Source organism: Rhodococcus sp. 06-221-2, from assembly GCF_002258365.1.
In the GTDB taxonomy this organism is placed as follows: Bacteria; Actinomycetota; Actinomycetes; order Mycobacteriales; family Mycobacteriaceae; genus Rhodococcoides; species Rhodococcoides fascians.
This window is the reverse complement of record NZ_NOYJ01000025.1, coordinates 439,843-464,716: the sequence shown is the minus strand read 5'-3', so window position 1 is coordinate 464,716 and position 24,874 is coordinate 439,843. Positions and strand designations below refer to the sequence as shown.

Annotated in this window: 23 protein-coding genes, 1 tRNA gene and 1 rRNA gene; 20 read left to right on the top strand and 5 right to left on the bottom strand. The window is 64.6% G+C overall.

What is annotated here, in order from left to right; all coding sequences use genetic code 11:
• From rrf to CH281_RS14515, 19 genes are all read left to right on the top strand, one after another.
• A 5S ribosomal RNA gene (rrf, locus tag CH281_RS14605) occupies positions 1-97 on the top strand; the annotation flags it as partial.
• 74 nt (positions 98-171) lie between these two features.
• The gene (locus CH281_RS14600) at positions 172-1,053 is read left to right on the top strand and encodes a tetratricopeptide repeat protein (protein ID WP_080731014.1); all 882 of its coding nucleotides are present in this window, start codon (positions 172-174) and stop codon (positions 1,051-1,053) included.
• Entirely contained in the window at positions 1,050-2,039 is a 990-nt protein-coding gene (locus CH281_RS14595) for an HAD-IIA family hydrolase (RefSeq protein WP_094694582.1), read from the top strand. Before CH281_RS14600 ends, CH281_RS14595 begins: the two co-directional genes overlap by 4 nt.
• 64 nt (positions 2,040-2,103) lie before the next feature.
• Positions 2,104-2,346, top strand: a complete 243-nt coding sequence (locus CH281_RS14590) for a hypothetical protein (protein ID WP_032408217.1) — start codon at positions 2,104-2,106, stop codon at positions 2,344-2,346.
• Between the two features lies 1 nt (position 2,347).
• Entirely contained in the window at positions 2,348-3,175 is an 828-nt protein-coding gene (locus CH281_RS14585; RefSeq protein ID WP_094694580.1) for a TlyA family RNA methyltransferase, read from the top strand.
• A complete protein-coding gene (locus tag CH281_RS14580) occupies positions 3,172-4,137 on the top strand; it encodes an NAD kinase (protein WP_032366112.1) in 966 nt (321 codons plus the stop codon). The genes CH281_RS14585 and CH281_RS14580 overlap by 4 nt, the downstream gene beginning before the upstream one ends.
• A 2-nt stretch (positions 4,138-4,139) precedes the next feature.
• Positions 4,140-5,909: a DNA repair protein RecN gene (recN, locus tag CH281_RS14575; protein WP_179274194.1), complete on the top strand. Its 1,770-nt coding sequence runs from the start codon at positions 4,140-4,142 to the stop codon at positions 5,907-5,909.
• Between the two features lie 84 nt (positions 5,910-5,993).
• A complete protein-coding gene (gene steA / locus CH281_RS14570; RefSeq protein WP_032366203.1) occupies positions 5,994-7,178 on the top strand; it encodes a putative cytokinetic ring protein SteA in 1,185 nt (394 codons plus the stop codon).
• Positions 7,175-8,122 (top strand): copper transporter, encoded by a 948-nt coding sequence (locus CH281_RS14565; protein ID WP_032370606.1) that lies wholly within the window; start codon positions 7,175-7,177, stop codon positions 8,120-8,122. Before steA ends, CH281_RS14565 begins: the two co-directional genes overlap by 4 nt.
• A 155-nt stretch (positions 8,123-8,277) precedes the next feature.
• Positions 8,278-10,011 carry a CTP synthase gene (locus CH281_RS14560; RefSeq protein WP_027497215.1) on the top strand — a complete coding sequence of 578 codons (1,734 nt, stop codon included), beginning with the start codon at positions 8,278-8,280 and terminating at the stop codon, positions 10,009-10,011.
• On the top strand, positions 10,008-10,643 hold the full coding sequence (locus CH281_RS14555) for an NUDIX domain-containing protein (RefSeq protein ID WP_094694576.1): 636 nt from the start codon (positions 10,008-10,010) through the stop codon (positions 10,641-10,643). The genes CH281_RS14560 and CH281_RS14555 overlap by 4 nt, the downstream gene beginning before the upstream one ends.
• 5 nt (positions 10,644-10,648) lie before the next feature.
• Positions 10,649-11,563 (top strand): site-specific tyrosine recombinase XerD, encoded by a 915-nt coding sequence (gene xerD / locus CH281_RS14550; RefSeq protein WP_094694574.1) that lies wholly within the window; start codon positions 10,649-10,651, stop codon positions 11,561-11,563.
• A 164-nt stretch (positions 11,564-11,727) separates the two neighbouring features.
• The gene (locus tag CH281_RS14545) at positions 11,728-12,693 is read left to right on the top strand and encodes a ParA family protein (RefSeq protein WP_048320374.1); all 966 of its coding nucleotides are present in this window, start codon (positions 11,728-11,730) and stop codon (positions 12,691-12,693) included.
• A 2-nt stretch (positions 12,694-12,695) separates the two neighbouring features.
• Positions 12,696-13,526 carry a segregation and condensation protein A gene (locus tag CH281_RS14540; protein WP_162247570.1) on the top strand — a complete coding sequence of 277 codons (831 nt, stop codon included), beginning with the start codon at positions 12,696-12,698 and terminating at the stop codon, positions 13,524-13,526.
• A complete protein-coding gene (gene scpB / locus CH281_RS14535; protein ID WP_057474926.1) occupies positions 13,523-14,206 on the top strand; it encodes an SMC-Scp complex subunit ScpB in 684 nt (227 codons plus the stop codon). The genes CH281_RS14540 and scpB overlap by 4 nt, the downstream gene beginning before the upstream one ends.
• A 12-nt stretch (positions 14,207-14,218) precedes the next feature.
• Positions 14,219-15,400, top strand: coding sequence for a pseudouridine synthase (locus CH281_RS14530; RefSeq protein ID WP_094694572.1), 1,182 nt, complete (start codon positions 14,219-14,221; stop codon positions 15,398-15,400).
• A complete protein-coding gene (cmk, locus tag CH281_RS14525) occupies positions 15,400-16,083 on the top strand; it encodes a (d)CMP kinase (RefSeq protein ID WP_094694570.1) in 684 nt (227 codons plus the stop codon). Before CH281_RS14530 ends, cmk begins: the two co-directional genes overlap by 1 nt.
• Complete coding sequence (der, locus tag CH281_RS14520) at positions 16,080-17,528, top strand: ribosome biogenesis GTPase Der (RefSeq protein ID WP_027497207.1); 1,449 nt, start codon at positions 16,080-16,082, stop codon at positions 17,526-17,528. The genes cmk and der overlap by 4 nt, the downstream gene beginning before the upstream one ends.
• Before the next feature lie 85 nt (positions 17,529-17,613).
• Positions 17,614-17,687 (top strand) — tRNA-Pro (locus tag CH281_RS14515).
• A 393-nt stretch (positions 17,688-18,080) separates the two neighbouring features.
• Here the strand turns inward: CH281_RS14515 and CH281_RS14510 are convergent.
• Positions 18,081-19,244, bottom strand: coding sequence for an erythromycin esterase family protein (locus tag CH281_RS14510; protein WP_094694620.1), 1,164 nt, complete (start codon positions 19,242-19,244; stop codon positions 18,081-18,083).
• Positions 19,245-19,330: 86 nt separating this feature from the next.
• On the opposite strand from CH281_RS14510, the gene CH281_RS14505 reads away from it, so the two are divergent.
• Positions 19,331-20,041, top strand: a complete 711-nt coding sequence (locus tag CH281_RS14505; RefSeq protein ID WP_094694568.1) for a MerR family transcriptional regulator — start codon at positions 19,331-19,333, stop codon at positions 20,039-20,041.
• Positions 20,042-20,089: 48 nt separating this feature from the next.
• Here the strand turns inward: CH281_RS14505 and CH281_RS14500 are convergent, their stop codons facing one another.
• From CH281_RS14500 to CH281_RS26900, 4 genes are all read right to left on the bottom strand, one after another.
• A complete protein-coding gene (locus CH281_RS14500) occupies positions 20,090-21,205 on the bottom strand; it encodes a hypothetical protein (protein WP_094694566.1) in 1,116 nt (371 codons plus the stop codon).
• Between the two features lie 177 nt (positions 21,206-21,382).
• Positions 21,383-22,228, bottom strand: coding sequence for a hypothetical protein (locus CH281_RS14495; RefSeq protein WP_143544813.1), 846 nt, complete (start codon positions 22,226-22,228; stop codon positions 21,383-21,385).
• Positions 22,229-22,416: 188 nt separating this feature from the next.
• Positions 22,417-23,727, bottom strand: a complete 1,311-nt coding sequence (locus tag CH281_RS14490) for a hypothetical protein (protein ID WP_094694562.1) — start codon at positions 23,725-23,727, stop codon at positions 22,417-22,419.
• 504 nt (positions 23,728-24,231) lie between these two features.
• Complete coding sequence (locus tag CH281_RS26900; RefSeq protein WP_162247567.1) at positions 24,232-24,456, bottom strand: hypothetical protein; 225 nt, start codon at positions 24,454-24,456, stop codon at positions 24,232-24,234.
• Positions 24,457-24,874 lie beyond the last annotated feature (418 nt).

Here is a 24,874-nt window from a genome sequence, read left to right as displayed (position 1 = left end):
GGAAACGCCCGGTCCCATTCCGAACCCGGAAGCTAAGCCCTCCAGCGCCGATGGTACTGCACTCGACAGGGTGTGGGAGAGTAGGACACCGCCGAACACCCGTTGTAAGAAGGGGACCCACTTGGTGGGTCCCCTTTTTGCGTTTGTACCCGAAAATCCGAAAGGACGCCCGTGTCGGAAGACAACAACGATCGTCGCCCCTCCCGAGCAGACGGTGGCAATCGCCCCAACGAGTCCCGAGATCGCAACCCCCGCGCTCAGGACCGTCGCGCCGACTCGCGTCGTTCGGACGGTCCTCCCCGCAGGCGTGGTGGGGAAGGTGGGTTCTCCGGCGATCGCCGCGGAAACAGCGCATCGTCCGACCGTCGACCCCCGCGGCCAGACGAGCCGGATCTGCCCGACGAGGTCGAAGCCGGCCAGCTCGAGCCGGCAGTGCGCCGGGATCTGCTGAGCTTGGACAAGAACAATGCCACTGCTGTGGCGCGTCACCTCGTGATGACCAGCCGCCTGCTCGACGACGACCCGCAGTTGGCGCTGCTGCACGCGCGCGCTGCTCGTCAGCGGGCCGGCCGCATTGCCGTCGTACGCGAGACGGCCGGTATCGCGGCATATCACGCGGGTGAATGGGCGGAGGCTCTGTCGGAACTGCGGGCGGCACGTCGAATGGCCGGCGGCCCCGGCCTCATCGCGGTCATGGCCGACTGCGAACGCGGACTCGGGCGCCCCGAGCGGGCCATCGAACTCGGTCGCAGCGACGAAGCGCGGGAACTGACCGGTGAAGAGGCGTCGGAACTCCGGATCGTCGTCGCCGGCGCTCGTATGGATCTCAATCAGTACGACCAGGCCGTCGTCACCCTCCAGACTCCCGATCTCGACGCGTCCCGGTCGGGTACGGCTGCGGCTCGTCTGTTCTACGTCTACGCCGATGCGCTCGTTGCTGCCGGTCGCGTCGACGAAGGTGTGAAGTGGTTCCTCAACGCTGCCGCGGCGGATGTCGATGGAGAAACCGACGCAGAAGAGCGGGTCGAGGAGTTGTCCGGGGGCAGTCGGTGACATTACTGCGCGACGCCCACGACGTTCTGCTGCTCGACCTCGACGGCACCGTCTACGCCGGCAAGGAACCCATTCCGGGTGCAGTGGAGGCGCTTTCGGGTGGTTCCGAGAAGCAGTTCTTCGTCACCAACAATGCCAGTCGCGCACCGAGCGATGTCGCCGAACACCTCCGCGAACTCGGTTTCGACACCACAGCGGAATTTGTCGTCACCAGTTCCGAAGCAGCAGCCCGAGTACTCGCGGACAGACTCGATCCTGGCTCACGCGTCCTCGTCGTCGGTACCGACGCCTTGGCGACCGAGATCGAGAAGGTGGGATTGACGCCGGTGCGCTCTGCTGACGACCAGCCGGTTGCGGTGGTTCAGGGACATTCGGTCGATACAGGGTGGCCCATGTTGGCCGAGGCGGTACTGGCTGTGCGTGCGGGCGCGCTGTGGGTCGCGACCAACGTCGATGCGACTCTTCCGACCGAGCGCGGCCTCGTTCTCGGCAACGGTTCGATGGTGGCAGCAGTGCGCAATGCCACCGACGTCGAGCCCATCGTTGCAGGCAAGCCCGCGGCTCCCATCATGCGTGACGCCGTCGAGCGAAGTGGTGCCAAGTCGGCGCTCGTGGTCGGGGACCGGCTCGATACCGATATAGCAGGCGCGAACGAAGCTGCCCTCCCGTCGCTGTTGGTCCTGACGGGTGTCAGTACCGCTGCAGAGTTGCTTCGTGCTCCGAAGCACCTGCGTCCCACTCACATCGGTAGTGATCTCGGGGTTCTGAACAAGGACGAGTCGGCGTCCGAGGTCGCTGGTAAGGATGGCTGGACGGTCGGCATCGACGACGAGGTCCTGTCCGTGCGGTTCGAGGGTGCTGCCGAGATGGATGCCTTCGAAGGTCTGCTCGCCGTCCTCGATGTTGCTTGGTCGGGTTCGGAATTCTCGGATGTTCGCTTCGACGGGGATGGACTCGCCGATCTGCGCTCGTTGTTGGGTTGTTGACACGGGTTCGTGCAGTCGGCCGCGAGCGGGCGTTCGTCGGACCCATCCGATAGCGTGAGAGGTGATGAGCGCGTCGATTCCACTCCCAGGACAACACCGGCCGAACGCGGTCGGCGAACAGTCGTCCGCAGATCCGGACAGCATCAGGGCCGAGGTGTCGTCGCTGCTCGCGCAGCTCACCATCGGGTCGGAGGCAGACCTCGACTCGGAGGCCGTCGATTCGGACGCCCTGGCGCGTGATGCGAGTGTGCTGGACCGGGCCCATGAAGTGCTGGTTCGGGCCTTGACGACCGTCGACAAGACCTGACGTGGCCCGTCGCGCACGTGTCGACGCAGAACTGGTCCGTCGTGGATTGGCCAGATCTCGTGAACACGCCTCCGAACTCATCGAAGCAGGCCGGGTGAAGATTGCCGGAACCGTGGCTTCGAAGCCCGCTACCGCCGTCGAGCCGGGCACTCCGCTGTTGGTGGCCGAGGAAGGCAACGAAATCAGCTGGGCGTCTCGCGGCGCGCACAAACTGCTCGGTGCCCTCGACGCGTTCGAGCCACTGGGTCTGACCGTCGAGAACGCGCGGTGTCTCGACGCCGGTGCATCCACGGGAGGTTTCACCGACGTTCTGCTCAGTCGCGGTGTGCGCGAGGTCGTTGCGGTCGACGTGGGTTACGGCCAGCTCGTGTGGCGACTGCAATCCGACGAACGCGTGCACGTCATCGATCGCACCAATGTGCGCTCGATAGATGCCGACACGATCGGGGGCCCTGTCGACGTCATCGTGGCAGACCTGTCGTTCATCTCTCTGAAGCTCGTTCTTCCCGCTTTCGTCGCGTGCTCCACGTCGGGTACGGACATGGTGTTGATGGTCAAGCCTCAATTCGAGGTCGGCAAGGACCGCGTCGGTTCCGGCGGCGTCGTGCGAGACCCGGCGTTGCGGGCGGAGGCCGTCGAGGACGTCGCGAATGCCGCGCTTGCGTCGAACCTGCGAGTCGAGGCGGTCGCCGCAAGCCCACTGCCGGGACCTTCGGGCAACGTCGAGTACTTTTTGTGGCTGAAGGCGGGCGCAGGTGACGGTTCGCCGCGTACCGACGTGGACGTCACCGAGTTGGTCCGTCACGCGATCGAGGAAGGACCACAGTGACTCCGTCCCATGCAGCACCGACACAGGAGTCCGTTCGGGAGATTCTTCTCGTCGCACACCCCGGCCGGCCCGACATCGCCGAGACGGCGCGCCGAGTGGGCAAAGTGTTCGACGAAGCAGGCATCTGCCTGCGGGTTCTCGTCGACGAAGTGGAACCGTCCAAGATCGAGGCATCGGACACCGAGGAACACGACCATGTGTTCGTGGCGGACATGAGGCTCAACGTCGTCGAGTTCGGTCCCGATGCGGCCGCCGGGTGCGAGATGGTTCTGGTTCTCGGTGGTGACGGAACGTTCCTGCGCGCAGCCGAGCTCGCACAGGCGGCCGACATCCCGGTTCTCGGTATCAACCTCGGCCACGTGGGGTTTCTCGCCGAGGCCGAGGCCGACCATCTCGAGGACGCGCTGGCGCGGGTCATGGCCGGCAACTATCGCATCGAACAGCGGATGACGTTGGACATTGCCATCCGAGTGGGCGACCAGGTCGTCGAGCGCGGGTGGGCCTTGAACGAGGCGAGCATCGAGAACGGTTCCAGGCTCGGGGTCCTCGAGGTCGTTCTCGAAGTGGACGGGCGTCCGGTCTCCGCGTTCGGCTGCGACGGAGTGCTCGTGTCGACACCCACGGGGTCGACGGCATATGCGTTCTCTGCAGGCGGGCCGGTGGTGTGGCCGGAACTCGAAGCCATACTGGTCATTCCGAGCAACGCCCATGCCCTCTTCGCGCGTCCGCTCGTCACCAGCCCCGAGTCGATCATCGCCGTCGAGATCGATGCCGGCGGACACGATGGTTTCGTGTTCTGCGACGGCCGCCGCACATTGGGGTTGCCGGCGGGAGCACGCGTCGAGGTCGTGCGGGGAGCATCGCCCATCAAGTGGGTTCGCCTGGATTCGGCACCGTTCGCCGATCGCATGGTCAAGAAATTCGAACTGCCCGTGACCGGGTGGCGGGGGAGAGCGAGGTAGGGATGCTCGAAGAGATTCGGATCGACAGCCTCGGAGTCATCTCCGGTGCGAGCGCACAATTTCACGAGGGGTTGACGGTTCTCACCGGCGAGACCGGGGCCGGCAAGACGATGGTGGTCACCAGCTTGCATCTGCTGTCGGGTGCACGCGCCGATGCAGGTCGGGTGCGGCTCGGTGCCCAAAGGGCCGTGGTCGAGGGGCGATTCAGCACCGACACCGCCTCGGAACAGGTGATCGAGGATGTCGAGAAGGTGCTCGAATCCTCGGGAGGTCAACGCGACGAAGACAATTCGATCATCGCCGTGCGAACGGTCAATTCGGACGGCCGCTCACGTGCGCACCTGGGTGGACGAAGCGTCCCCGCATCGGTGCTTTCGAACTTCACCGATTCGCTGCTGACAGTGCACGGCCAGAACGATCAGTTGCGGCTGCTGCGCCCCGACCAGCAACTCGGTGCACTCGACAGATTCGCCGGTGATTCGGTGGCCTCTCTGGTGGCGAAGTATCGCGCCGCCCGTAAGACGTGGCTCGACGCACGCAACGAATTGATCGACCGCACCGAACGCAGCCGTGAATTGGCTCAGGAAGCGGACCGGCTGCAGTTCGGCCTGCAGGAGATCGACTCCCTGGCACCGGAGCCGGGTGAGGATCGCTCCGTGGCCGAGGATGTGCGCAGGCTCGGCGACCTCGATTCGCTGCGGGAAACCGCCGAGGGTGCCGCCGCGGCTCTCGTCGGGAGTACCGAGGAGGCGTCGGACACCACGTCTGCGCTGTATCTGTTGGGCGAGGCACGATCGCGTCTCGAACACGCCGACGATGCTGCTCTCACAGAACTGCTGCCCCGGTTGAACGACGCGATGGCCGTCGTCGGCGACATCGGTGCCGACCTGACCACGTATCTGTCGGATCTCCCGTCGGATCCGGGAGCTCTCGACACGATCCTGAACCGGCAGGCCGAGCTGAAGTCTTTGACGCGCAAGTACGCCGCCGACGTCGACGGTGTCATCGCGTGGGCCGAGGACGCTCGCGACCGTTTGTCTCGGATCGATACCTCTGCCGACGCGCTCGCGGAGCTGAGTGCGCGTGTCGAGTCGGCTGCGGTCGATGTCGCGGCGGCCGCGTCCAAGCTGAGCGCTGCCCGGTCGAAAGCGGCGACGAAGCTGTCCAAAGCCGTCAGCGTCGAGCTGGCCGGACTGGCGATGGGAAAAGCCAAGCTGCAGATAGATGTTCGATCGCTGCCGGCCGGACCGTCGGACACGGCACCGATCGTCGTCGACGGTGCCGAGTTGCATGCGGGTAGTACCGGGGTCGACGAGGTCGAGTTCCGGTTGTCCGCGCACGACGGCGCCCAGGCGTTGCCGATCAGCAAGAGCGCGTCGGGCGGTGAGCTGTCGCGGGTGATGTTGGCGCTCGAGGTGGTGCTGGCGGGCTCCGACAAGGGCGCGACGATGGTGTTCGACGAGGTCGACGCCGGAGTCGGTGGTCGGGCGGCGGTCGAGGTCGGTCGTCGGCTCGGTCGGCTGGCTCGTACTCATCAGGTCATCGTCGTCACCCACCTGCCGCAGGTGGCTGCGTTCGCGGACACGCATCTGGTGGTGGACAAGACCGACGCCAAGAAGGGGGCGGCGAACAGCGGAGTCCGGACGCTGTCGTCCTCGGAACGCGTCGTCGAACTCGCCCGGATGCTCGCCGGGCTCGACGACACCGAGACCGGTCGCGCACACGCAGAGGAGCTGTTGGCCACCGCAAACGCGGATCGAGCTGCCCTGTAACTTTTGGTGCTGATGTGATCAGTGTGGTAGTTGTTTCGGCGCGCCTCCATGGCCGGGCGTGTCGATCGGGTCATCATGGTGGGCATGAAGATGCCGGCACTGCTGTCACGTAGTCAGGATTCGCTGCCCGGAATCACCGGGATCGCGCGAGTCGATCGCAACACGGCCAAGCTGCTCAAGCGGGTCGGCCCCGGCGACATCGTCGTTCTGGACGAGCTCGATCTGGACCGGTTGACCGCAGATGCGCTCGTCGAGGCCGGGGTGCTCGCGGTCGTCAACGCGTCGCCGTCGATCTCCGGCCGCTATCCCAACCTCGGCCCCGAGGTCATCGTCGCCAACGGGATCACCTTGATCGACTCGGCCGGCACCGAGATCTTCAAGAAGATCAAGGACGGCACCAAGATCCGGCTCAACGACGGTGGCGTCTACACCGGCGATCGCCGCCTCGCCAAGGGTGAGGAGCAGAGCGAAGCCGAGATCTCGGACAAGATGATCGAGGCCAAGACCGGGCTGGTCGACCATCTGGAAGCGTTCTCGGGCAACACGATCGAGTTCATTCGGACCGAGAGTCCGTTGCTGATCGACGGCGTCGGGGTTCCGGACATCGACATCGACCTCAAGGGTCGTCACGTCGTGATCGTTGCCGACGGGCCGGGGCACGCGGAGGACCTGAAGAATCTGAAGCCGTTCATCAAGGAGTACTCGCCCGTCATCATCGGCGTCGGTGCGGGCGCGGACACAGCGATGAAAGCGGGACACCGCCCGGATCTGATCGTCGGCGATCCTGAGGACGTCACTGCGCAGACACTCAAATGTGGTGCAGAAGTGGTACTTCCGGCCGATTCGGACGGACACGCGCAAGGTCTCGAACGCATCCAGGATCTCGGCATCGGTGCCATGACCTTCCCGGCGACCGGTGCTGCTGCGGACCTCGCACTGCTGTTGGCCGACCACCACGGTGCGTCGCTGATCGTGTCGGTCGGTAGCCCGGCCAGCCTGGACGAATTCTTCGATCGCGGACGACGCAACACCAACCCGGCCGCGTTCATGACGCGTCTGAAGGTCGGTGCCAAGCTGGTCGACGCCAAGGCGGTGGCCACGCTGTACCGAAGCCGCGTGTCGGGCGGCGCAATTGCCCTGCTCATTCTCGCTGCGCTCGTTGCGGTGATCGTGGCGTTGGCCGTCTCCAACATCGGCGGCGAATCCTTGGATTGGGCGATCGATCTGTGGAACCGATTCGCACTGTGGTTCCAGGGGTTGCTTTCGTGATTTCGCTTCGCCAACATGCCATTTCGCTGGCTGCCGTGTTCGTTGCGTTGGCCATCGGCATCGTCCTCGGCTCGGGCCTGCTGTCCAGCGGACTGGTCTCGGGTCTGCGAGACGACAAGACGGGTCTCGAGAATCAGGTCGACGATCTGCAGTCGACCAACAATCAGCTCGGCGAGCAGCTGAACTCGGCCGACGGTTTCGATGCGGCGGTCTCGGGTCGAGTACTGCGAGACACCCTCGTCGATCGCAGTGTCGTGGTCATCACCACGCCCGATGCAGATCCCGGCGATGTCGACGGAGTCACGCGTTCGATCGGGGCGTCCGGTGCCACGGTCACGGGCCGGGTGTCGCTGACGGATTCGTTCGTGTCCGCGGCGAACGGCGACGATCTGCGCACCCGACTGACCAACGTCATTCCGGCCGGTGTGCAGTTGCGTACCGGGGCGGTCGACCAGGGAAGTCTGGCGGGCGACCTGCTGGGTTCGGTGTTGCTGCTCAATGCACAGACGGCGCAGCCGCAATCGACCCCCGAGGAGCTGTCTCTCGCGCTCGAGACGTTGCGTAGCGGCGGGTTCATCGCTTACGACAACGGTGCGGTCGCGCCGGCGCAGCTGGCCGTGGTGGTCACCGGTTCGGGTGCCTCGGATGTCGAGGACGGCAACCGCGGTGCCATCGTCGCTCGCTTCGCCGGAGCTCTCGATTCACGTGGAGCAGGTGCGGTACTGGCAGGTCGTTCCGGTGCGGCCGAGGGCAACGGCTCGATCGCGGTAGTGCGAGCCGACTCGGCGTTGTCGTCTGCGCTCAGCACGGTGGACAACGTGGATCGTGAAGCAGGCCGAATCACCACGGTTCTCGCCCTGGCGGAGCAACTGGACGGTGCGTCGGGCCGCTACGGCACCGGAGCGAACGCGAACGCCGTCACCGTGGGAGCGCCGGTGAGTTGATCGGCGCTCGCGTCGAATACGCGTGTCGTTGGCGGTGAGGTACGTACTGGTGTTACCGTGAAGTCCCGTGGGTAGCAGGCCCAATTTTCACGCTTTATCTCTCTTATCAGCCCCCTGATAGGAGCAAGCCCTGCAGAGTCGTCACGGGAGCCTCATTGTCACGCCTTCAGTCGCGTTCCGACACCAAGCACATCTTCGTCAGCGGAGGCGTCGCGTCTTCGCTCGGAAAAGGTCTGACGGCGTCCAGCCTCGGCCAGCTACTGACCGCACGCGGCTTGCGCGTGACCATGCAGAAGCTCGATCCGTATCTCAACGTCGATCCCGGCACGATGAACCCGTTCCAGCACGGTGAAGTCTTCGTCACCGAGGACGGCTCGGAGACGGACCTCGACGTCGGCCATTACGAGCGCTTCCTCGACCGTGATCTGTCCGGATTCGCCAATGTGACCACCGGCCAGGTCTATTCGACGGTCATCGCCAAGGAGCGTCGCGGCGAATACCTCGGCGACACCGTTCAGGTCATTCCGCACATCACCGACGAGATCAAACGTCGCATCCTGGCCATGAACGGTCCCGACCTCCAGGGCCATCAGCCGGACGTCGTCATCACCGAAATCGGCGGCACCGTCGGCGATATCGAATCGCAGCCGTTCCTCGAAGCGGCGCGGCAGGTCCGTCACGACGTCGGCCGCAACAACGTGTTCTTCCTGCACGTGTCGCTGGTCCCGTTCCTGGCACCGTCCGGTGAACTCAAGACCAAGCCCACCCAGCACTCCGTCGCAGCACTGCGCAGCATCGGCATTCAGCCCGACGCGTTGATCCTGCGGTGCGATCGCGACGTGCCGCCTGGGCTCAAGAACAAGATCGCGCTGATGTGCGACGTCGACGTCGACGGCTGCATCTCCACACCCGACGCCCCGTCGATCTACGACATCCCCAAGGTGCTGCACAAGGAAGGCCTCGACGCCTACGTCGTCCGGCAGCTCGGTCTGCCGTTCCGTGACGTCGACTGGACCATCTGGGGCGGACTGCTCGAGCGCGTCCACCAGCCCCGCGAAACCGTGCGCGTCGGCCTCGTCGGCAAGTACGTCGACCTGCCCGACGCCTACCTCTCGGTCACCGAGGCGCTGCGTGCCGGTGGATTCGCTCATCGCGCCAAGGTCGAGATCAAGTGGGTTCCGTCCGACGAGTGCTCGACGCCTGCGGGGGCTCAGGCTGCGTTGGGTGATGTCGATGCCGTGCTCATTCCCGGCGGATTCGGCATTCGCGGTATCGAGGGCAAGCTCGGTGCCATCGAGTTCGCTCGTACCCGCAAAATTCCACTGTTGGGGTTGTGCCTCGGTTTGCAGTGCGTCGTCATCGAGGCGGCTCGTTCGGTCGGCCTGACCGACGCCAATTCGGCCGAGTTCGATCCGGATACCAAGGATCCGGTGATCTCCACGATGGCCGATCAGGAGGACGCTGTCGCCGGCGATGCCGACCTCGGAGGCACCATGCGTCTCGGTGCCTACCCCGCGACGCTGCAGAAGGGTTCGGTCGTCGCGGCGTCGTACGGGACCGAGAACGTCTCGGAGCGGCATCGTCACCGTTACGAGGTCAACAATGTCTACCGTGACCGAATTGCCAAGAGTGGCTTGGTCTTCAGCGGTACGTCCCCGGACGGTCATCTGGTCGAGTTCGTGGAGTTGCCGGCATCGGTGCACCCGTTCTTCGTTGCTACCCAGGCGCATCCCGAGCTCAAGAGCCGGCCGACCCGTCCGCATCCGCTGTTCGCATCGCTGATCAACGCGGCGTTGAAGTACAAGGCTGCCGAGCGGCTGCCGGTCGACATTCACGGTGACACCGCTGCGGCCGAGAAGTCGGACGCCGAGGCCGAGACCGTCGGATGAGCGAGAACTCCAGACACGAATTCACGACGCTCGGTTCGGAGGTTCCGTACTCCGGCGCAATCCTCGCGCTGCGGCTCGATCAGGTGGCGATGCCGAACGGGCGTCGCGCCGAGCGAGAAGTGATCGAGCATCACGGCGCCGTCGGCATTCTTGCCGTCGACGATCAGGACCGCGTTGCGATGATCGAGCAGTACCGGCACCCCATCGGGCGTCGTCTCTGGGAGCTGCCCGCGGGCCTGCTCGACGAGCCGGGGGAGGAGCCCGTGCTGGCGGCGCAGCGCGAACTGGCCGAGGAGACCGGTCTCGCGGCCGGGAAGTGGTCGGTGTTGGTGGACGTGTTGGCCTCGCCGGGATTCACCGACGAAGCCGTACGCATCTTCCTCGCCGAGGATCTGAGTGAGGTCGATCGCCCGGAGGCACACGACGAGGAGGCAGACATCGAGCTGTCCTTCGTGCCGATGGACGAGGCCGTCCGTCGTGCGTTGGCCGGGGAGATCGTCAACGCCTCGGCCGTGTCGGGAGTGCTCGCGTTGGCGGCAGCTCGTGCCACCGGCACCGAGTTGCGTTCGGCCGACGCCCCGTGGGCGGATCGACCCACGGCATTCGAGTCTCGGAAGAGTTCACGAAAGTAGCCACCGTGATCGGCGATCAGATTGCGACGTATCTCGATCATCTGGTGGTCGAGCGCGGATCGGCACCGAACACGGTGTCGTCGTACCGTCGCGATCTGGTGCGGTACGAGCGGTTTCTGAGCGGGTACGGAATTTCCGATCTGGCCAAGGTGACCGAGAACGACATCACCGAGTTCGTGCTGTACCTTCGGCGTGGCGACGACGAATTCCCGGCTCTCGCAGCCAGTTCGGCGGCCCGGACGCTGATCGCCGTGCGTGGTCTGCACCGCTTTGCCCTGGCCGAGGGAATGGTGGACCGCAACGTCGCGAGCGAGGTGAAGCCGCCGCAGCCGGCCAAACGACTACCGAAGTCGCTGCCCGTCGACCAGGTCGTGGCGCTGCTCGAATCGGCGTCCATTGCCGGTCCCGACGCACCGCGTGGTCTGCGAGATCGCGCACTGCTCGAACTGCTGTACTCCACCGGTGCGCGCATCTCCGAGGCCGTCGGTCTGGATGTGGACGACATCGACACCGAGGCTCGCTCGGTGCTCCTGCGCGGTAAGGGCGGGAAACACCGAGTCGTCCCGGTGGGGCGACCGGCCATCGAGGCGGTCGACGCGTACCTGGTGCGCGGGCGGCCAGGGCTCGTCGCCCGCTCGAATCCGGCGCTGTTTCTCAATGTGCGCGGTGGTCGACTGTCGCGGCAGAGCGCCTGGCAAGTGCTGCAGGACTCCGCGCAGCGGGCCGGAATCACGGCCGGGGTGTCGCCGCACGTGCTCCGGCACTCGTTCGCGACGCACCTGCTCGACGGCGGTGCCGACGTCCGTGTCGTGCAGGAATTGCTCGGCCATGCGTCGGTGACCACGACACAGATCTACACCCTCGTCACCGTCACGACGTTGCGTGAAGTGTGGGCGGGTGCGCACCCGCGAGCGCGCTAGCACGCGGTCGGCAATCGTGTGTCAGCGTGTCCGATGACAATGCCGTGGCGTCAAGCGGTAGCGTTTGCGTGAACTACTCGAAGACGAACGGGACAGGGGAGCGCTGGAACGTGTCGACACCGCAGCCGCCAGCGGCGGAGTCAGCCTCGGAACCGTCGTGGGGCGTGCAGCCCGCCGTCACCCCCGATACCGGCGAAACGCATCCGTCTCATCCGCACAGCGATGGCGCTCTTTTCCATACACGTCAACCGGAATCCAGTCGGGAGACACGCGACATCATTCCTGCTCCGAACGAGCTCGGACCCACCGGTCGCAAGACGAGGCCGGTTCCCGATCCGCAGCCGCTGGCCAGTCACGGCCCGGCCAAGATCATCGCGATGTGCAACCAGAAGGGCGGCGTCGGCAAGACGACGTCGACCATCAATCTCGGTGCCTCGCTGGCCGGTTACGGCCGTCGCGTGCTGCTTGTCGACCTCGACCCGCAGGGCGCACTGTCCGCGGGCTTGGGCGTCGCACATCACGAACTCGATCTGACGGTCTACAACCTCCTCGTAGAGGCGAAGGTGTCGGCCGACGACATCATCATGCGGACTCGCGTCGACAATCTCGATCTGATGCCGAGCAACATCGATCTTTCTGCCGCCGAGATCCAGCTGGTCACCGAGGTGGGGCGTGAGCAAACGCTCGGACGGGTACTGCACCCCATTCTCGACCGCTACGACTACGTGCTCATCGACTGCCAGCCCTCGCTCGGCCTGTTGACGGTCAATGCGCTGACCTGTGCCGACGAGGTCCTCATTCCGATGGAGTGCGAGTACTTCAGTCTTCGCGGCCTGGCTCTCCTCAACGACACCGTCGAGAAGGTGCGCGATCGGCTGAACCCGCGACTGAAGCTGGCGGGCATCGTGGTCACGATGTTCGACGCCCGGACGCTGCACTCGCGCGAGGTGATGACGCGGGTGGTCGAGGTGTTCGGCGACGTCGTCTACGACACCGTGATCACTCGCACGGTCCGGTTCCCCGAGACCAGCGTTGCCGGTGAGCCGATCACCACCTGGGCTCCCAAATCCGGCGGCGCGCAGGCGTACCGCGCTCTTGCGCGCGAGGTGATCTACCGGTCGGGTCCGTGACGATCGACGCTGCCGACGGGGCCCCGATCGAGGTTCCCGCCGACGCGGACACGTCGAAATTTCGGGTTCGGTTGCTCAACTTCGAGGGCCCGTTCGATCTGCTGCTGTCGCTGATCAGTCAGCACCGCATGGATGTCACCGAGGTGGCGCTGCACACCGTCACCGACGATTTCATCTCGTTCACCAAATCGCTCGGTGCCGATGTCGGACTCGATCAGACAACGGAGTTCCTCGTCGTCGCGGCGACGTTGCTCGATCTGAAGGCGGCTCGTCTGCTGCCGTCGGGTGATGTGGAGGACGCCGAGGATCTCGCGTTGCTCGAGGTGCGCGATCTCCTGTTCGCCCGGTTGCTTCAGTACCGCGCCTACAAGCAGGTCGCGCTGCTGTTCGGTGAGCTGGAAGCCGCTGCGCTGCGGCGTTATCCGCGCTCGGTGTCGGTGGAAGATCGATTCGCCGATCTGATTCCCGAGGTGTTGCTGGGGGTCGATCCAGCCAGGTTCGCAGACATCGCAGCCGCAGCGTTTCGGCCCAAGCCGATCCCGCAAGTGGGCCTCGACCACATTCATCAGCATGCGGTCTCGATCCCCGAGCAGGCAGAGTGGTTGCTCGAGAACCTGCAGGGCCGGGGACTCAACGAGTGGGCATCGTTCTCGGAGCTGGTGCAGGACTGCGAAGTGCAGGTCGAAATAATCGCGCGCTTCCTCGCGTTGCTGGAACTGTTCCGGCAACAAGTGATCGCCTTCGAGCAACCCGAACCACTCGGCGATCTTCGAGTGAGCTGGACCGGCAAGGACGAAGGACCCATCGTGGTCACGGAAGAGGACTACGCATGAATGCCGACCCGGAACTCGAGCTCGAGGATGTCGACGAGTCAGGCGAACTCGACGACAACACGCTCGCGTCGGCACTCGAGGCGGTTCTGCTCATCGTCGATACTCCCGCCTCCGACGAACAACTGGCATCGGCTGTGGGCTCGTCGGTGGCCCGCGTACGCGCCGCCCTGAACCGGATGGCCGCGGAACTAACCGAACGTCGCAGCGGAATCGACCTCCGCTACGCCGGCGACGGGTGGCGTTTCTACACCCGAACCGCCTATGCGCCGTACGTCGAACGGCTACTGCTCGACGGCGCTCGGTCCAAGCTCACACGTGCAGCATTGGAAACCCTGGCCGTGATCGCCTATCGTCAACCGTTGACCCGCGCACGAGTCAGCGCCGTACGTGGAGTCAATGTCGATGGAGTGATGCGTACGTTGCTCGCCCGTGGACTGATCTCCGAAGCAGGAACGGACCCGGAGACCAACGGCACGATGTACTGCACCACCGAGCTGTTCCTCGAACGGCTCGGGCTCGCATCGCTCGGTGATCTACCCGAACTGGCACCGCTGTTACCGGGAGTGGACCTGATCGACGAGATCAGTGACAGCATGGACACCGACCCCAGAACGACCCGCTCCACCAAGAACCGCGGATCGAAACCCGATCCGGCAGCCGAGCTCGACTCGGACGACTGATAGGTAACACAAGTGAACAAGCCCGCTCGCCGTGATGGCACACCGGACCGTAACAAGAGACAAGACCCACGCAGGAAGCCCACCGCAGGTAGGTCGGACACCCCGCGTGACGCACGCCGCGGAGATCGCACCCGCGACGCTGCACCCCGTGACGGGGCTCCCCGTACCGGAGCACCTCGCGCTGGGGCCCCTCGCACCGGGGGACCACGCGCAGGCGCTCCCCGCACCGGTGGCCGACCGGCCCCGCGCAGAGGCGTCGAGCAGGGGGAATCGTTCGAGAACAAGCCCGTCGAGACGGGCATCAACGATCGCAGCAACGACGCGGTGCCCCGCAAGAAGCCGTCGCGCCCCAAGCCGCCGAAGCCGCAGAAGAAGCAGGCTCCGGCGACCACCATCAGCAACGCCAAGCCGGCGAAGCATCAGTACACCGATTCGTCCCCGCGCAAGCACGTGCCTGCCGGTGAGGGTGTTCGGTTGCAGAAGGTGCTCGCGCAGGCCGGTGTCGCGTCGCGTCGGGCCGCGGAAGAGCTGATCGCCGACGGTCGCGTCGAGGTGGACGGACGCATCGTCACCGAGCAGGGCATCCGCATCGATCCGAACATCGCCGTCGTTCGCGTCGACGGCACTCGTGTCGTCGTGAAGGAAGAACTGGTTCATCTCGCGATGAACAAGCCGCGCGGATGGCAGTGCACCATGTCGGACGATCTGGGTCGTCCGTGCGTCGGCGACATCGTCGCCGAGCGCGTGCAGGCGGGCCAGCGTCTGTTCCACGTCGGTCGGCTCGATGCCGACACCGAGGGACTGTTGTTGTTCACCAACGACGGTGACCTTGCTCACCGGCTGATGCACCCGTCGTACGAGGTGTCCAAGACCTATCTCGCGACGCTGTTCGGCACGATTCCCCGCACGCTCGGCAAGCAGTTGCGCGAAGGCGTCACTCTCGACGACGGCCCGGTGAAGGTCGACGGCTTCCAGCTGCTCGATATCTCGGACGGCAAATCGCTCGTCAAGGTGACGTTGCACGAGGGCCGCAAGCACATCGTGCGTCGGTTGTTCGACAAGGTCGGATTCCCGGTGGGACGCCTCGTGCGTACCGACGTCGGCAACATCGTGCTCGGCGATCAGCGTCCCGGAACACTGCGTGTTCTCGGCCGCGGCGAGATCGGCAAGCTCTACGAATCCGTGGGCCTGTGATGAGTGCTCTGGTCGTGGCGATGGACGGGCCGTCGGGCACCGGTAAGTCGTCGGTATCGCGCCGGCTCGCGTCAGCACTCGAAGCAAGCTACCTCGACACCGGTGCGATGTACCGCGTCGCAACGGTATGGGTGCTGCGTTCGGGCGTCGAGCCCACCGATGCAGACGCAGTCGCGAAAGCTGTTGCTGCCCTTCCCCTCCAGATCGGGAAAGATCCTCTGTCCGAGACCGTCTTGCTCGACGGAGAGGACGTCAGCGGCGAAATCCGCGGGGACGCAGTGACCAAGGCCGTCTCGGCCGTGTCCGCGGTGCCTGCGGTGCGCGAGCTGCTGGTGCAGATGCAGCGCGACCTCGCGAGCTCGTCGACGCGAATTGTGGTGGAGGGTCGCGACATCGGCACCGTCGTGCTTCCCGACGCCGACGTGAAGGTGTTCCTGACAGCCTCACCGGAGGCGCGTGCGGAGCGCCGCAACAAACAGAACATCGAACAGGGTCGCGACGACGACTACGAATCCGTGCTCGCGGATGTGCAGCGCCGCGATCATGCAGATTCGACGAGGGCAGTGTCACCGCTTCGTCCCGCTGAGGATTCGGTGATCGTCGATACCAGCGAGCTGGATCTCGACGGCGTGATCGAGCGTTTGCTGCTCGTGGTGAACGACAGAAGTGGAGCAGTGCAGTGAGTGAAGAATTCTTCTCCGGCGCAGCGGAAACCGCGGGCGACGGAACATGGAGCGACGAGGGCGAGTGGGAGTACGTCGACCTCAACGAGGGCGAAGACGGTGAAGATGCCGTTGCCGTACCGACTCTCGCCGTGGTGGGCCGACCGAACGTCGGCAAGTCGACGCTCGTCAACCGCATCATCGGCCGCCGCGAAGCAGTGGTCGAGGACGTCCCGGGCGTCACTCGCGACCGCGTGTCGTACGAGGCGAACTGGAGTGGTCGACGCTTCCTGGTGCAGGACACCGGCGGTTGGGAGCCCGACGCCAAGGGGCTGCAACAGTCCGTTGCGCGCCAGGCCGAGTTGGCGATGAACACCGCCGACGCGATCCTGTTGGTCGTCGATGCCCGCGTTGGTTCGACGACGACGGACGAGGCAGTGGCACGAGTGCTGCGTCGGTCGAAGACTCCGGTTCTGTTGGTGGCCAACAAGGTCGACGACGGTCGCACCGAGTCCGAGGTCGCCGCACTGTGGTCGCTGGGTCTGGGGGAGCCGCTATCGGTGTCCGCCACCCACGGCCGCGGTACCGGTGATCTGCTCGACCGTGTGCTCGAGGCACTGCCGGAGACTCCGCGCGAAGGTATCCCCGGTGGGGGACCGAGGCGTGTCGCTCTGGTCGGTAAGCCGAACGTCGGCAAGTCGTCGCTGATCAACAAGCTCTCGGGTGACGAGCGTTCGGTGGTGCACGATGTTGCAGGCACCACTGTCGACCCGGTCGACTCGCTGGTCGAATTGGGCGGCAAGACATGGCGATTCGTCGATACGGCCGGACTACGCAAGCGCGTCAGTCATGCCAGTGGTGCCGAGTTCTATGCGTCGCTGCGCACCAAGTCCGCGATCGAAGCAGCCGAGGTCGCAATTCTGCTTCTCGATGCCTCACAGGTGATCTCGGAGCAGGATCTGCGCGTGCTGAGCATGGTCTCCGATGCCGGCCGCGCGCTGGTGTTGGCGTTCAACAAGTGGGATCTGGTGGACGACGATCGTCGTCAGCAGCTCGAGAAAGAGATCGACCGCGATCTGGCTCGGGTGCCGTGGGCGCAACGCGTGAACATCTCGGCGCACACCGGCCGTGCCGTGCAGAAGCTCGTGCCCGCTCTGGAGACGGCTCTCGAGTCGTGGGACAAGCGTGTCCCCACCGGACGCCTCAACACGTGGCTCAAAGAGGTCGTGGCAGCCACCCCGCCGCCGATGCGTGGCGGACGCCTGCCTCGCATCATGTTCGCGACGCAGGCCAGCACCCGGCCGCCGACGTTCGTGCTCTTCACCACCGGCTTCCTCGAGGCCGGCTACCGCCGATTCATCGAGCGGCGATTGCGTGAAGAGTTCAACTTCGACGGCAGCCCCGTGCGCGTCTCGGTGCGTATCCGCGAGAAGCGGGAACGGCCGGGCAAGGGCAACAACCGCTGACCTAGTCCGACCCGGCCCCTGAGCAGGCGATTTCCTCTCAGGGGTAGGGCTGGGGTAATCTCAGCAAGCGCCTTTCGAGGCGCGGCGGGCTGTGGCGCAGCTTGGTAGCGCACTTGACTGGGGGTCAAGTGGTCGCAGGTTCAAATCCTGTCAGCCCGACACGTAGATGCAGTTCAGAGGCGGTTTCGGAGAAATCCGAAGCCGTCTTTTTTGTGTGCGTGCCGCGGGAGTGTCACTACTCGTTTCTTACACGGTCGAACTGGGCGCTGAGTCGGTGTCCAGGTGTATCCACTGGTGTCCGGCGATCTGCGTGTTGAGCGAATGCACCTGAGTGGACGAAGCCACTTGATTCAGCTGGTTCGCTGTCAGGTAGCTTCGGAGTACATAGAGGTCCGTGTCGAGCTGAAACTCGGACTAGATCGTTGGCTCCGGTTTGTGTTTCGTCAAGATCCGCTGGCAGCGCTCTGTCGATAAGCTCTCTTGCCAGCTGGCGTTTGCGTTCACCACGGGATGATGTCGGTGGTTGAACGTTCGATATACGTTTTGGACGGATCACCAGTATTGGTGTCGGTGCCCATCGGTGTCGGCGATAAACAGGATCGCGTCGGTTCCGGATAGGTCTGCGGGAGAAAGTGGCAGGTGGCCCGGAGCGATCGGCGTACCCGCGGTAACGGACTCGGGCAGTGCGCTGCGTAGTGCGTCCGCCAGGAACAACGCGCGTCGGTCTGTGGCATCGGCCAACATGGCCTGCAGTGTGCCGACGGGTGCCGACGGGTTGGCGTCGGTCGCGATGAATACGTATTCATCGCCGAGGTCGTGGGCCACGAGCGCACCGGCTGCAGCCCAGCTCGCCTCGCCCGGTAACGCCGAGTCGCCGCGGCGCAGGTGCGAGTTGTGCGCGAACACCAGGGTCGGCCCGCGACCGCGTTCACGCGTGACGATGTCGCGGAGATTGTCGGCCATCATTTCGGCGCGTATGCCGAGTAGTTGCCCGATGCGATCGGGGGCGGTACTCGCCATGGCCGCGTGATAGCGAAGCAAACCCTGCGCAGCGCGCGCGTGCGCAGACACCTCCCACGGCGCGTCCAGTGGTGCAGCGGCGGCCAGTCCTTCCGCGATCGAGCCGAGAACCTGGGCTCTGTTGGATCCGCCGATCGACGCGACGGCGTCGTACATCGCGTTCGGATCGGTCCAGTCGGCGTCGTCACCGAGGAGTTCGTCGAGGTCCCCTATGTGGGGAGGCAACACCTCTTCGGGGGCCAGGGCTTCCAATACGAACTTCAGGGACGGTCCGGGGCTCGGTGCTCCCGAGTACTCGACGGGCGCGTCGAAGCCATGAAATCGGACCCGGTCCTCCGGCGCGCACGCTGCGTTATGACCACGCAGCCATTCGAGCAGTTCACGGTTACCGGGAACTGCGCCGAACCCGTGACTGAAACCGGCCGACAACACCTCGTCGAGGCCCGCTGTTCCACCGGCCACGTAATCGTCGACGATGGACGCGGCGAAGATATCGGTCTCGAGCGCCACCGACCGGAATCCGCGAGCGACGAGATGGACGAGCAGCTCGTTGCGCAGGCTCGTGAAGGCAAGAATTCCGTGTGTCGGCTCACCGAGGCCCAGGAGGACGGCCGGACGCCCGGTCAGGAAAGCGTCGACCACGCGGCCAAGGTCTTCGCCGAGTTCTCGGGCGATGTTGTGCAGTTCTGCAGGCATATGTTCGACGGTATCGTTGAGCATTCCATTGAGACTTCGGCATCATGCCACCGGCTTAATACCCGTTAACCCTCAATCGAGGCATTGTGAGACCCACCGATCTGGCCCGCCGACACGGACTGTCCACACAGGCGGTACGCAACTACGAAGAGGTAGGCGTCCTACCTCTCGCGGTCCGAAGTGACTCCGGCTACCGGTGTTACACGCTCATGCACGCTGCGGCGCTCGACGCGTTCGTGGCACTGCGCCGCGGACACGGGTACAGGCCGGCGGTCGAAATCATGCGCGCAGTCAACACCCGTGACGACGACGTCGCATACCGAACGATCGACGCCGACCATGCCGCTCTCCACTCCGAACGTGGCACCTACGGCGAGACGGCCGCCGCCGTGAGGAGCCTGTCGACGATGGCACCGCGGCCGATCGACGGACGCCCGCTGACGGTGGGTGAACTCGCACGACGCCTCGATCTGCACCCGGCGACGCTGCGGGCCTGGGAAGCGGAAGGAGTCGTACAACCCACACGCGCCCCGACCACCGGCTACCGCGAATACGCCGCTGACGCCGTCCGGGACGTCGAGATCGCGCGGCAACTCCGGCGCGGCGGCCACCGACTGAGTGAAGTCGCGCACTTCCTTGAATCGTTGCGCGGTGCCGGAGGTGTCGACGAGTTGCGTTCCTTTCTCGACGCGTGGCAGGCGCGGCTGAGCGCGAGGGGCCGTGACCTTCTTGTCGGCGCGGCTCGGCTCGATGCTTATCTCCGTCTTCGAGATCGGGATTCTTCGAGTGTTGGGTGAACGCCGGCGACAACTACCGGATTGGCGTTTACCGGTGTGCAGACCGCGTCAGCGAGCTCTGTGTGCGGTCCACTCGGGGTGTTCCCCGTCGGTGTCGCACACCCACACCTGGGCTTTGTCGCCGTCGGCTGCGGTGTCGGTGAGCCAATAGGTTTCGTCGGGTGCCCATCCAGCGATGACACTCGCTGTGGCGTCGTCCACGGTGATGGCCGTCCCGGCTGCGGAGAGATAGCCGCGGACGGTGAGGTGAATACCGTCGTACTGTTCCGCCACTCGTGGCCAGTCGGGAACGACCCATCGCCCGGCCCGCCCGGTAGCGCGGTACCAGTCGTGCCGCTTCTGCGCGGAGACCTCGACAGGGAACTCTCTGCATAGCTGCGCCCACGCCTGCGGGCCGTCGATCTCGTACGCGCGAAGACCGCTGGGAACGCGCATGCGCCGCGAGACCGCCCGCTTCCATCCCATGCCGTCCTCGACGAACCACAGCTCCGCCGGGGTGCCATCGAACAACGAGCGAGTCGAGCTCCGTGTCGGAGGAACCGACCACCACTCTCCGGAAAAGCCCGCGGCCGGGTCCGCCGGCCGCACGGTCGCCGCTCGCACTTCTTCTTTCGCCGTGTGAGCACCGTAGTCGTGCAACGTCTCTGCGGTGGTCAGTGTGGCCGCCGGGTCATCCCGGAATTGCGCGTATGCGTTGTCCCACCACACGATCCACTGATCAGCAGCCGCGAGACCCGTCGACCACCACTGTGCGTGCGGCGTCGAGGCGACGTGTTCGGCTATCCGTTCCAGCTCACCCCGCACCGATGCGGTGGCGGCGAGAACGTCCTCACCGTTCGGTGGCTGCCAGTACATCGCGTGATCTACCGCTGCAGCAAGGACCGAACGCAGCACGCCGGCTGTCACTTCCGGGAGCGGCACCCGAGACAGGCGATCCGCCACATCCTCCGCTGTCACCACGGTCTGCCGCGCTTCCTCAGCACCGGGCCCGAACATCACCACTCCGGCACCTTGGTCGACGTCAAGGCGGTAGGACGCCAGGAACACCGCAGAGCGGAACGAATGCTCGACATCGACGGCCGAATCCTCTTCCGCGAGCAGCGCATACTCGAGGAGCAACCGACGACCACGCGGGCCCGCCAGTAACCAGTTGACCGCACTCATTCGTGCACCCTCTCAAACAGTCCATCAACAAGCCATCGAATAACAACGTCGCGCGCTCACCCCAACGGCATCTGCGCGGCGTCAGGACCCGTCGGATTGATCCGGCGTCGAGACTCGAGTAACACGAAAACTGTTGTGCTGCCGCAATATGCAGACCTCTACCGGTAGCCCGGCATATCAAGATTGGTCGTATTGCTCAGCTAGGTGCGGATTCAGTGGGGGTATGCCAACCATGTCTTGGCCTGGGTGGAGCGCGTGTTGGAGTTGCGCCACTGTCGCATCGGTCAAACTGCCGGGTCCCAAATCGATTGCGCACGCCCAGTCGAAATCTTTTGTTGACCATGCTCGGATAGGTGTCGGGTAGTTCCTGCCCGACCAATTTATGGGGAGGAGCCAGTCCTCGCTGGATCGCGCGCGTCGCCACAGTCGGCCGGCACCTTTCTCGATATCGGCTTCGAAGCTGTCAGGATGTTCGGGATCTCGGCGCACCTCGGTCGGGGTGAAGTCGACCAAGACGTGTGCTTGTATCCGCTGCGCGCTGACGTTGTCGTGGAACCATTGCATGTTGTTTTTCGATCGTTCCACCTCACGCGCCCGATCCTCGGCGAACACGTTACGAGCCATTCTGGCCGGGCCGCTCCACACGAACGTCGAGTCCGAAACTTCCTCCGGCAGGGCACAATCGATGTATTCCGCACTGCCCTCCTCGGACTCCTGCTTCAACACGGCCCCGGTCTCGGTGTCGATCGTCAGAACCATCGGCGAGCCCTTGCTGCCGGTTTGCAGTTCCACCTTCCAGCAACGCCGTCCGATGAATTCGACCTCTTCGATAGGACGTGTAGGTCTGGTGAGGCCCGGTCGCGCCCAGTGTTCGACCGGGCGGGAGACGATCAGTTCTCGGCCCGGGTCGGGTATCCGGGTGTTGAGCTCGTTGGTTTCGATCGGATCATCGTGACCGGCTTCGAACACCCAACACTTATGGCCGTCGGCGATGAACAGCGGTTTCCCTTCCAGAGACTCCATGCGTGTCTGTCGACCGAAACGGAAGAGACGGACTTCGCCGAGCCCGAAACCCACGTACGACGGAACGATGCCGTAGTGCCCGTCGTAGACGTCTCTAGGACCGATGTCGGCGTGAATTGCGCGGGCGATACCCATGACCGGCCGCTGCGGACCGTCGACGATCTTCAGTAGCACTTCGACCCAATGCGTCATACGTACAACACCCCGTCGATGGCGTGCGACCGATTCGGGTAGTCGCGGGTGTCTGCCTGCTCCATCAATTCCGCTGGGGCATAACTAGTTATGTTGTCGAGACGTTGGCCCTGTTCGTCGTACAGGTTGAGTCGAGTCACCACAGTGAGCCCCTCGTAGTCATCGTGGGTGAAACTGATGTGCAAGCGGCCGTGCGGCCAGTCGCCGATGAACTCGGCGCGGACGTCGTGCATTCTCTTCGAGAACCGCCGCCCGTCGAGTCGACGAATGCAGTAGCGGACGTACGACGCATGATCAGGCGGCTCGGGAGCGACGGGGCGGCAGTAGCCCGTGATGTCCAGATCGTCTATGGCTGTGTCGAGTTCGGACTCTGCTGTGTCTATCGAGAGCCGAACAAGGTGGCGGCTCGCACCGTCCACAGATCTGACAAGGAGCCAGAGTTGGTCACCGTATGCGGTGCCTTCGTAGGCCCGGACTTCCGGCAGTTCGATCTCACACACGGGCGTCGAGGAACCGGCACGGAATGCCTTCGCGATAAGAACACCGCCGTGCCTGCCTGTCACGCCCCAGTGCCATCGGACGCCGTCGCCGATCGCGCGCTTGCGGCGGTGCAGCTCGTTGTAGGTAATGTCCGCGTACTCGCTGGTGTGCCACGCGCCGTCGGCCCGCGATCGAGGGTAGTCGTCGAGTTCGATGCGGGTCGTGCTCGCGTCCAGCAGTAGATGGATCCACGACTTGGATTGTTGGAGAACATATCCTGCCGGAGTGGGGGTTCCGCGATAGGTGCGCGACCATGGGGTGTGCTCGACGGCGAGGTGGACCGACTGTTCGTCGAAGTCGGCTGCGACTAGAACCCCGTCGACGTCGATCGGAGACGTGCCTCCGCCCGGGTGAGCCAGGAGCAGAGGTGGTCGCGATCGCGGGCGGGGGAGCGGCGGCTCGTCCGCGGTGCGAGCGACGTCGTCACGCGTGCGTGTGGGTCGAAAACACCATGCTCCGGACGATCCCGCTGTCAGCAGATGTGAGCCCTCGAGATACTCGGCGTGATGTACCCCGTCCACGGTCACGCAGGCCAGAACATCGGTTCCGCGGTACTGCAGCCAGACACGGTCTGCGTGGGAGGCAATCGTCAGTGCAGGTGATGGTGAGGGTATCTCCGGCCAGGACACGATCCGATCGATCTGTCCGGATGTCGGTTCGAGAAGCGCTGCGACAGGCTGGGTTTCGTCGATAACCCACAGCCGACCGGCAGCGAAACGAATATATCGTGGGCGCAAGAGTCTGCGCTCGGACGACGGGGCGCTCATGCGCCTTTCTGCAGTGTCATGATCGCGACACTACCTCACCCCGTTCGGGTCGTGGTCGATTCACAGGCGGGAAAACTAGATCGGGAGCTCGTACCCACCGATGTTCACCGAATGCGTCAGGTCACCCTCCTCGCCCCTCAGCGCTACTAAAGCCTGCGCAGTGGTTTCGCTCCCAAGGTTGGAACTGAAGCGGGGGAGTTATCGAGGACGGCAACACCTCTGTGTCGGCTGGTAACGCAGGACGCAGGGCGGCGGACACCAATAGATTTATGCATTCCGCTGTTCGCCACCTATAAGCACATCGTTGGTCGATATTCGCGCGTCGATGTCGGCACCGCAATCGGACTGCTGGGATGTGCGTCGAAAGGAGGCCAATTCACGGTGCGGATGCCGGTTGAACCGCCCGCTCGACTCGGAGCAGAACCGCAGGTGCTCGACGAAAATGGATTCGATCACGCTGTTGATCCTGCCAGCTCGCAGCCGGTCGGAGCGACCATGCACCGCCTAATCATCACCCCCGATCGCGTAATTGATACGACGCGGCGCATTGGGGTCGCGTGGAGGTGGCTTCTGGCGTTCGAGGGCCGTCTCGAACCATCCGCCAGGTGGAATCTCGATCTCGGGTGTAGTCCTGTCGTCGAGGTCGAACTGGGTGCCCGTATCCGGATCGGCCTCGTCCCACAGCTTTCTCACTTCGGATGTCGCCGAGACGAATTCGCTCGCGTCCACACTATGACGTGTTTCGGCGATCCCGAAGTGCGGCCAAGCGAAACACACATGCAAAGGACCGGCGGGCGGGACGGGTTCCAGAATGAGGCCGGCTCGACTGTGCAGGCGGTTTCCTCCACCGCCGCTGGGGCTCAACCCCGTTCGCCTGCCGGGAAGGTTTGTGGAGACGGTTCCGTCGACAATCTCGAAACCGACGAGCATCGGCGGAGTGTGATTCGACTCTGGTCTACCGAACCCGTACATACCCAGCAAGCGATCAGATTCTCGGACACAGGCTTCGACCGAGAAGGTCATGCATGTGCTGTAGACCCGTGCACCGCTGAGCCACGCACCGATCCTCTCCGTTTCGGCCAGAATCAACCTCAGGGGCACTACGGCCGGGATTTCGTTGATGGGCACGCCGCGAAAACGCGGTGGG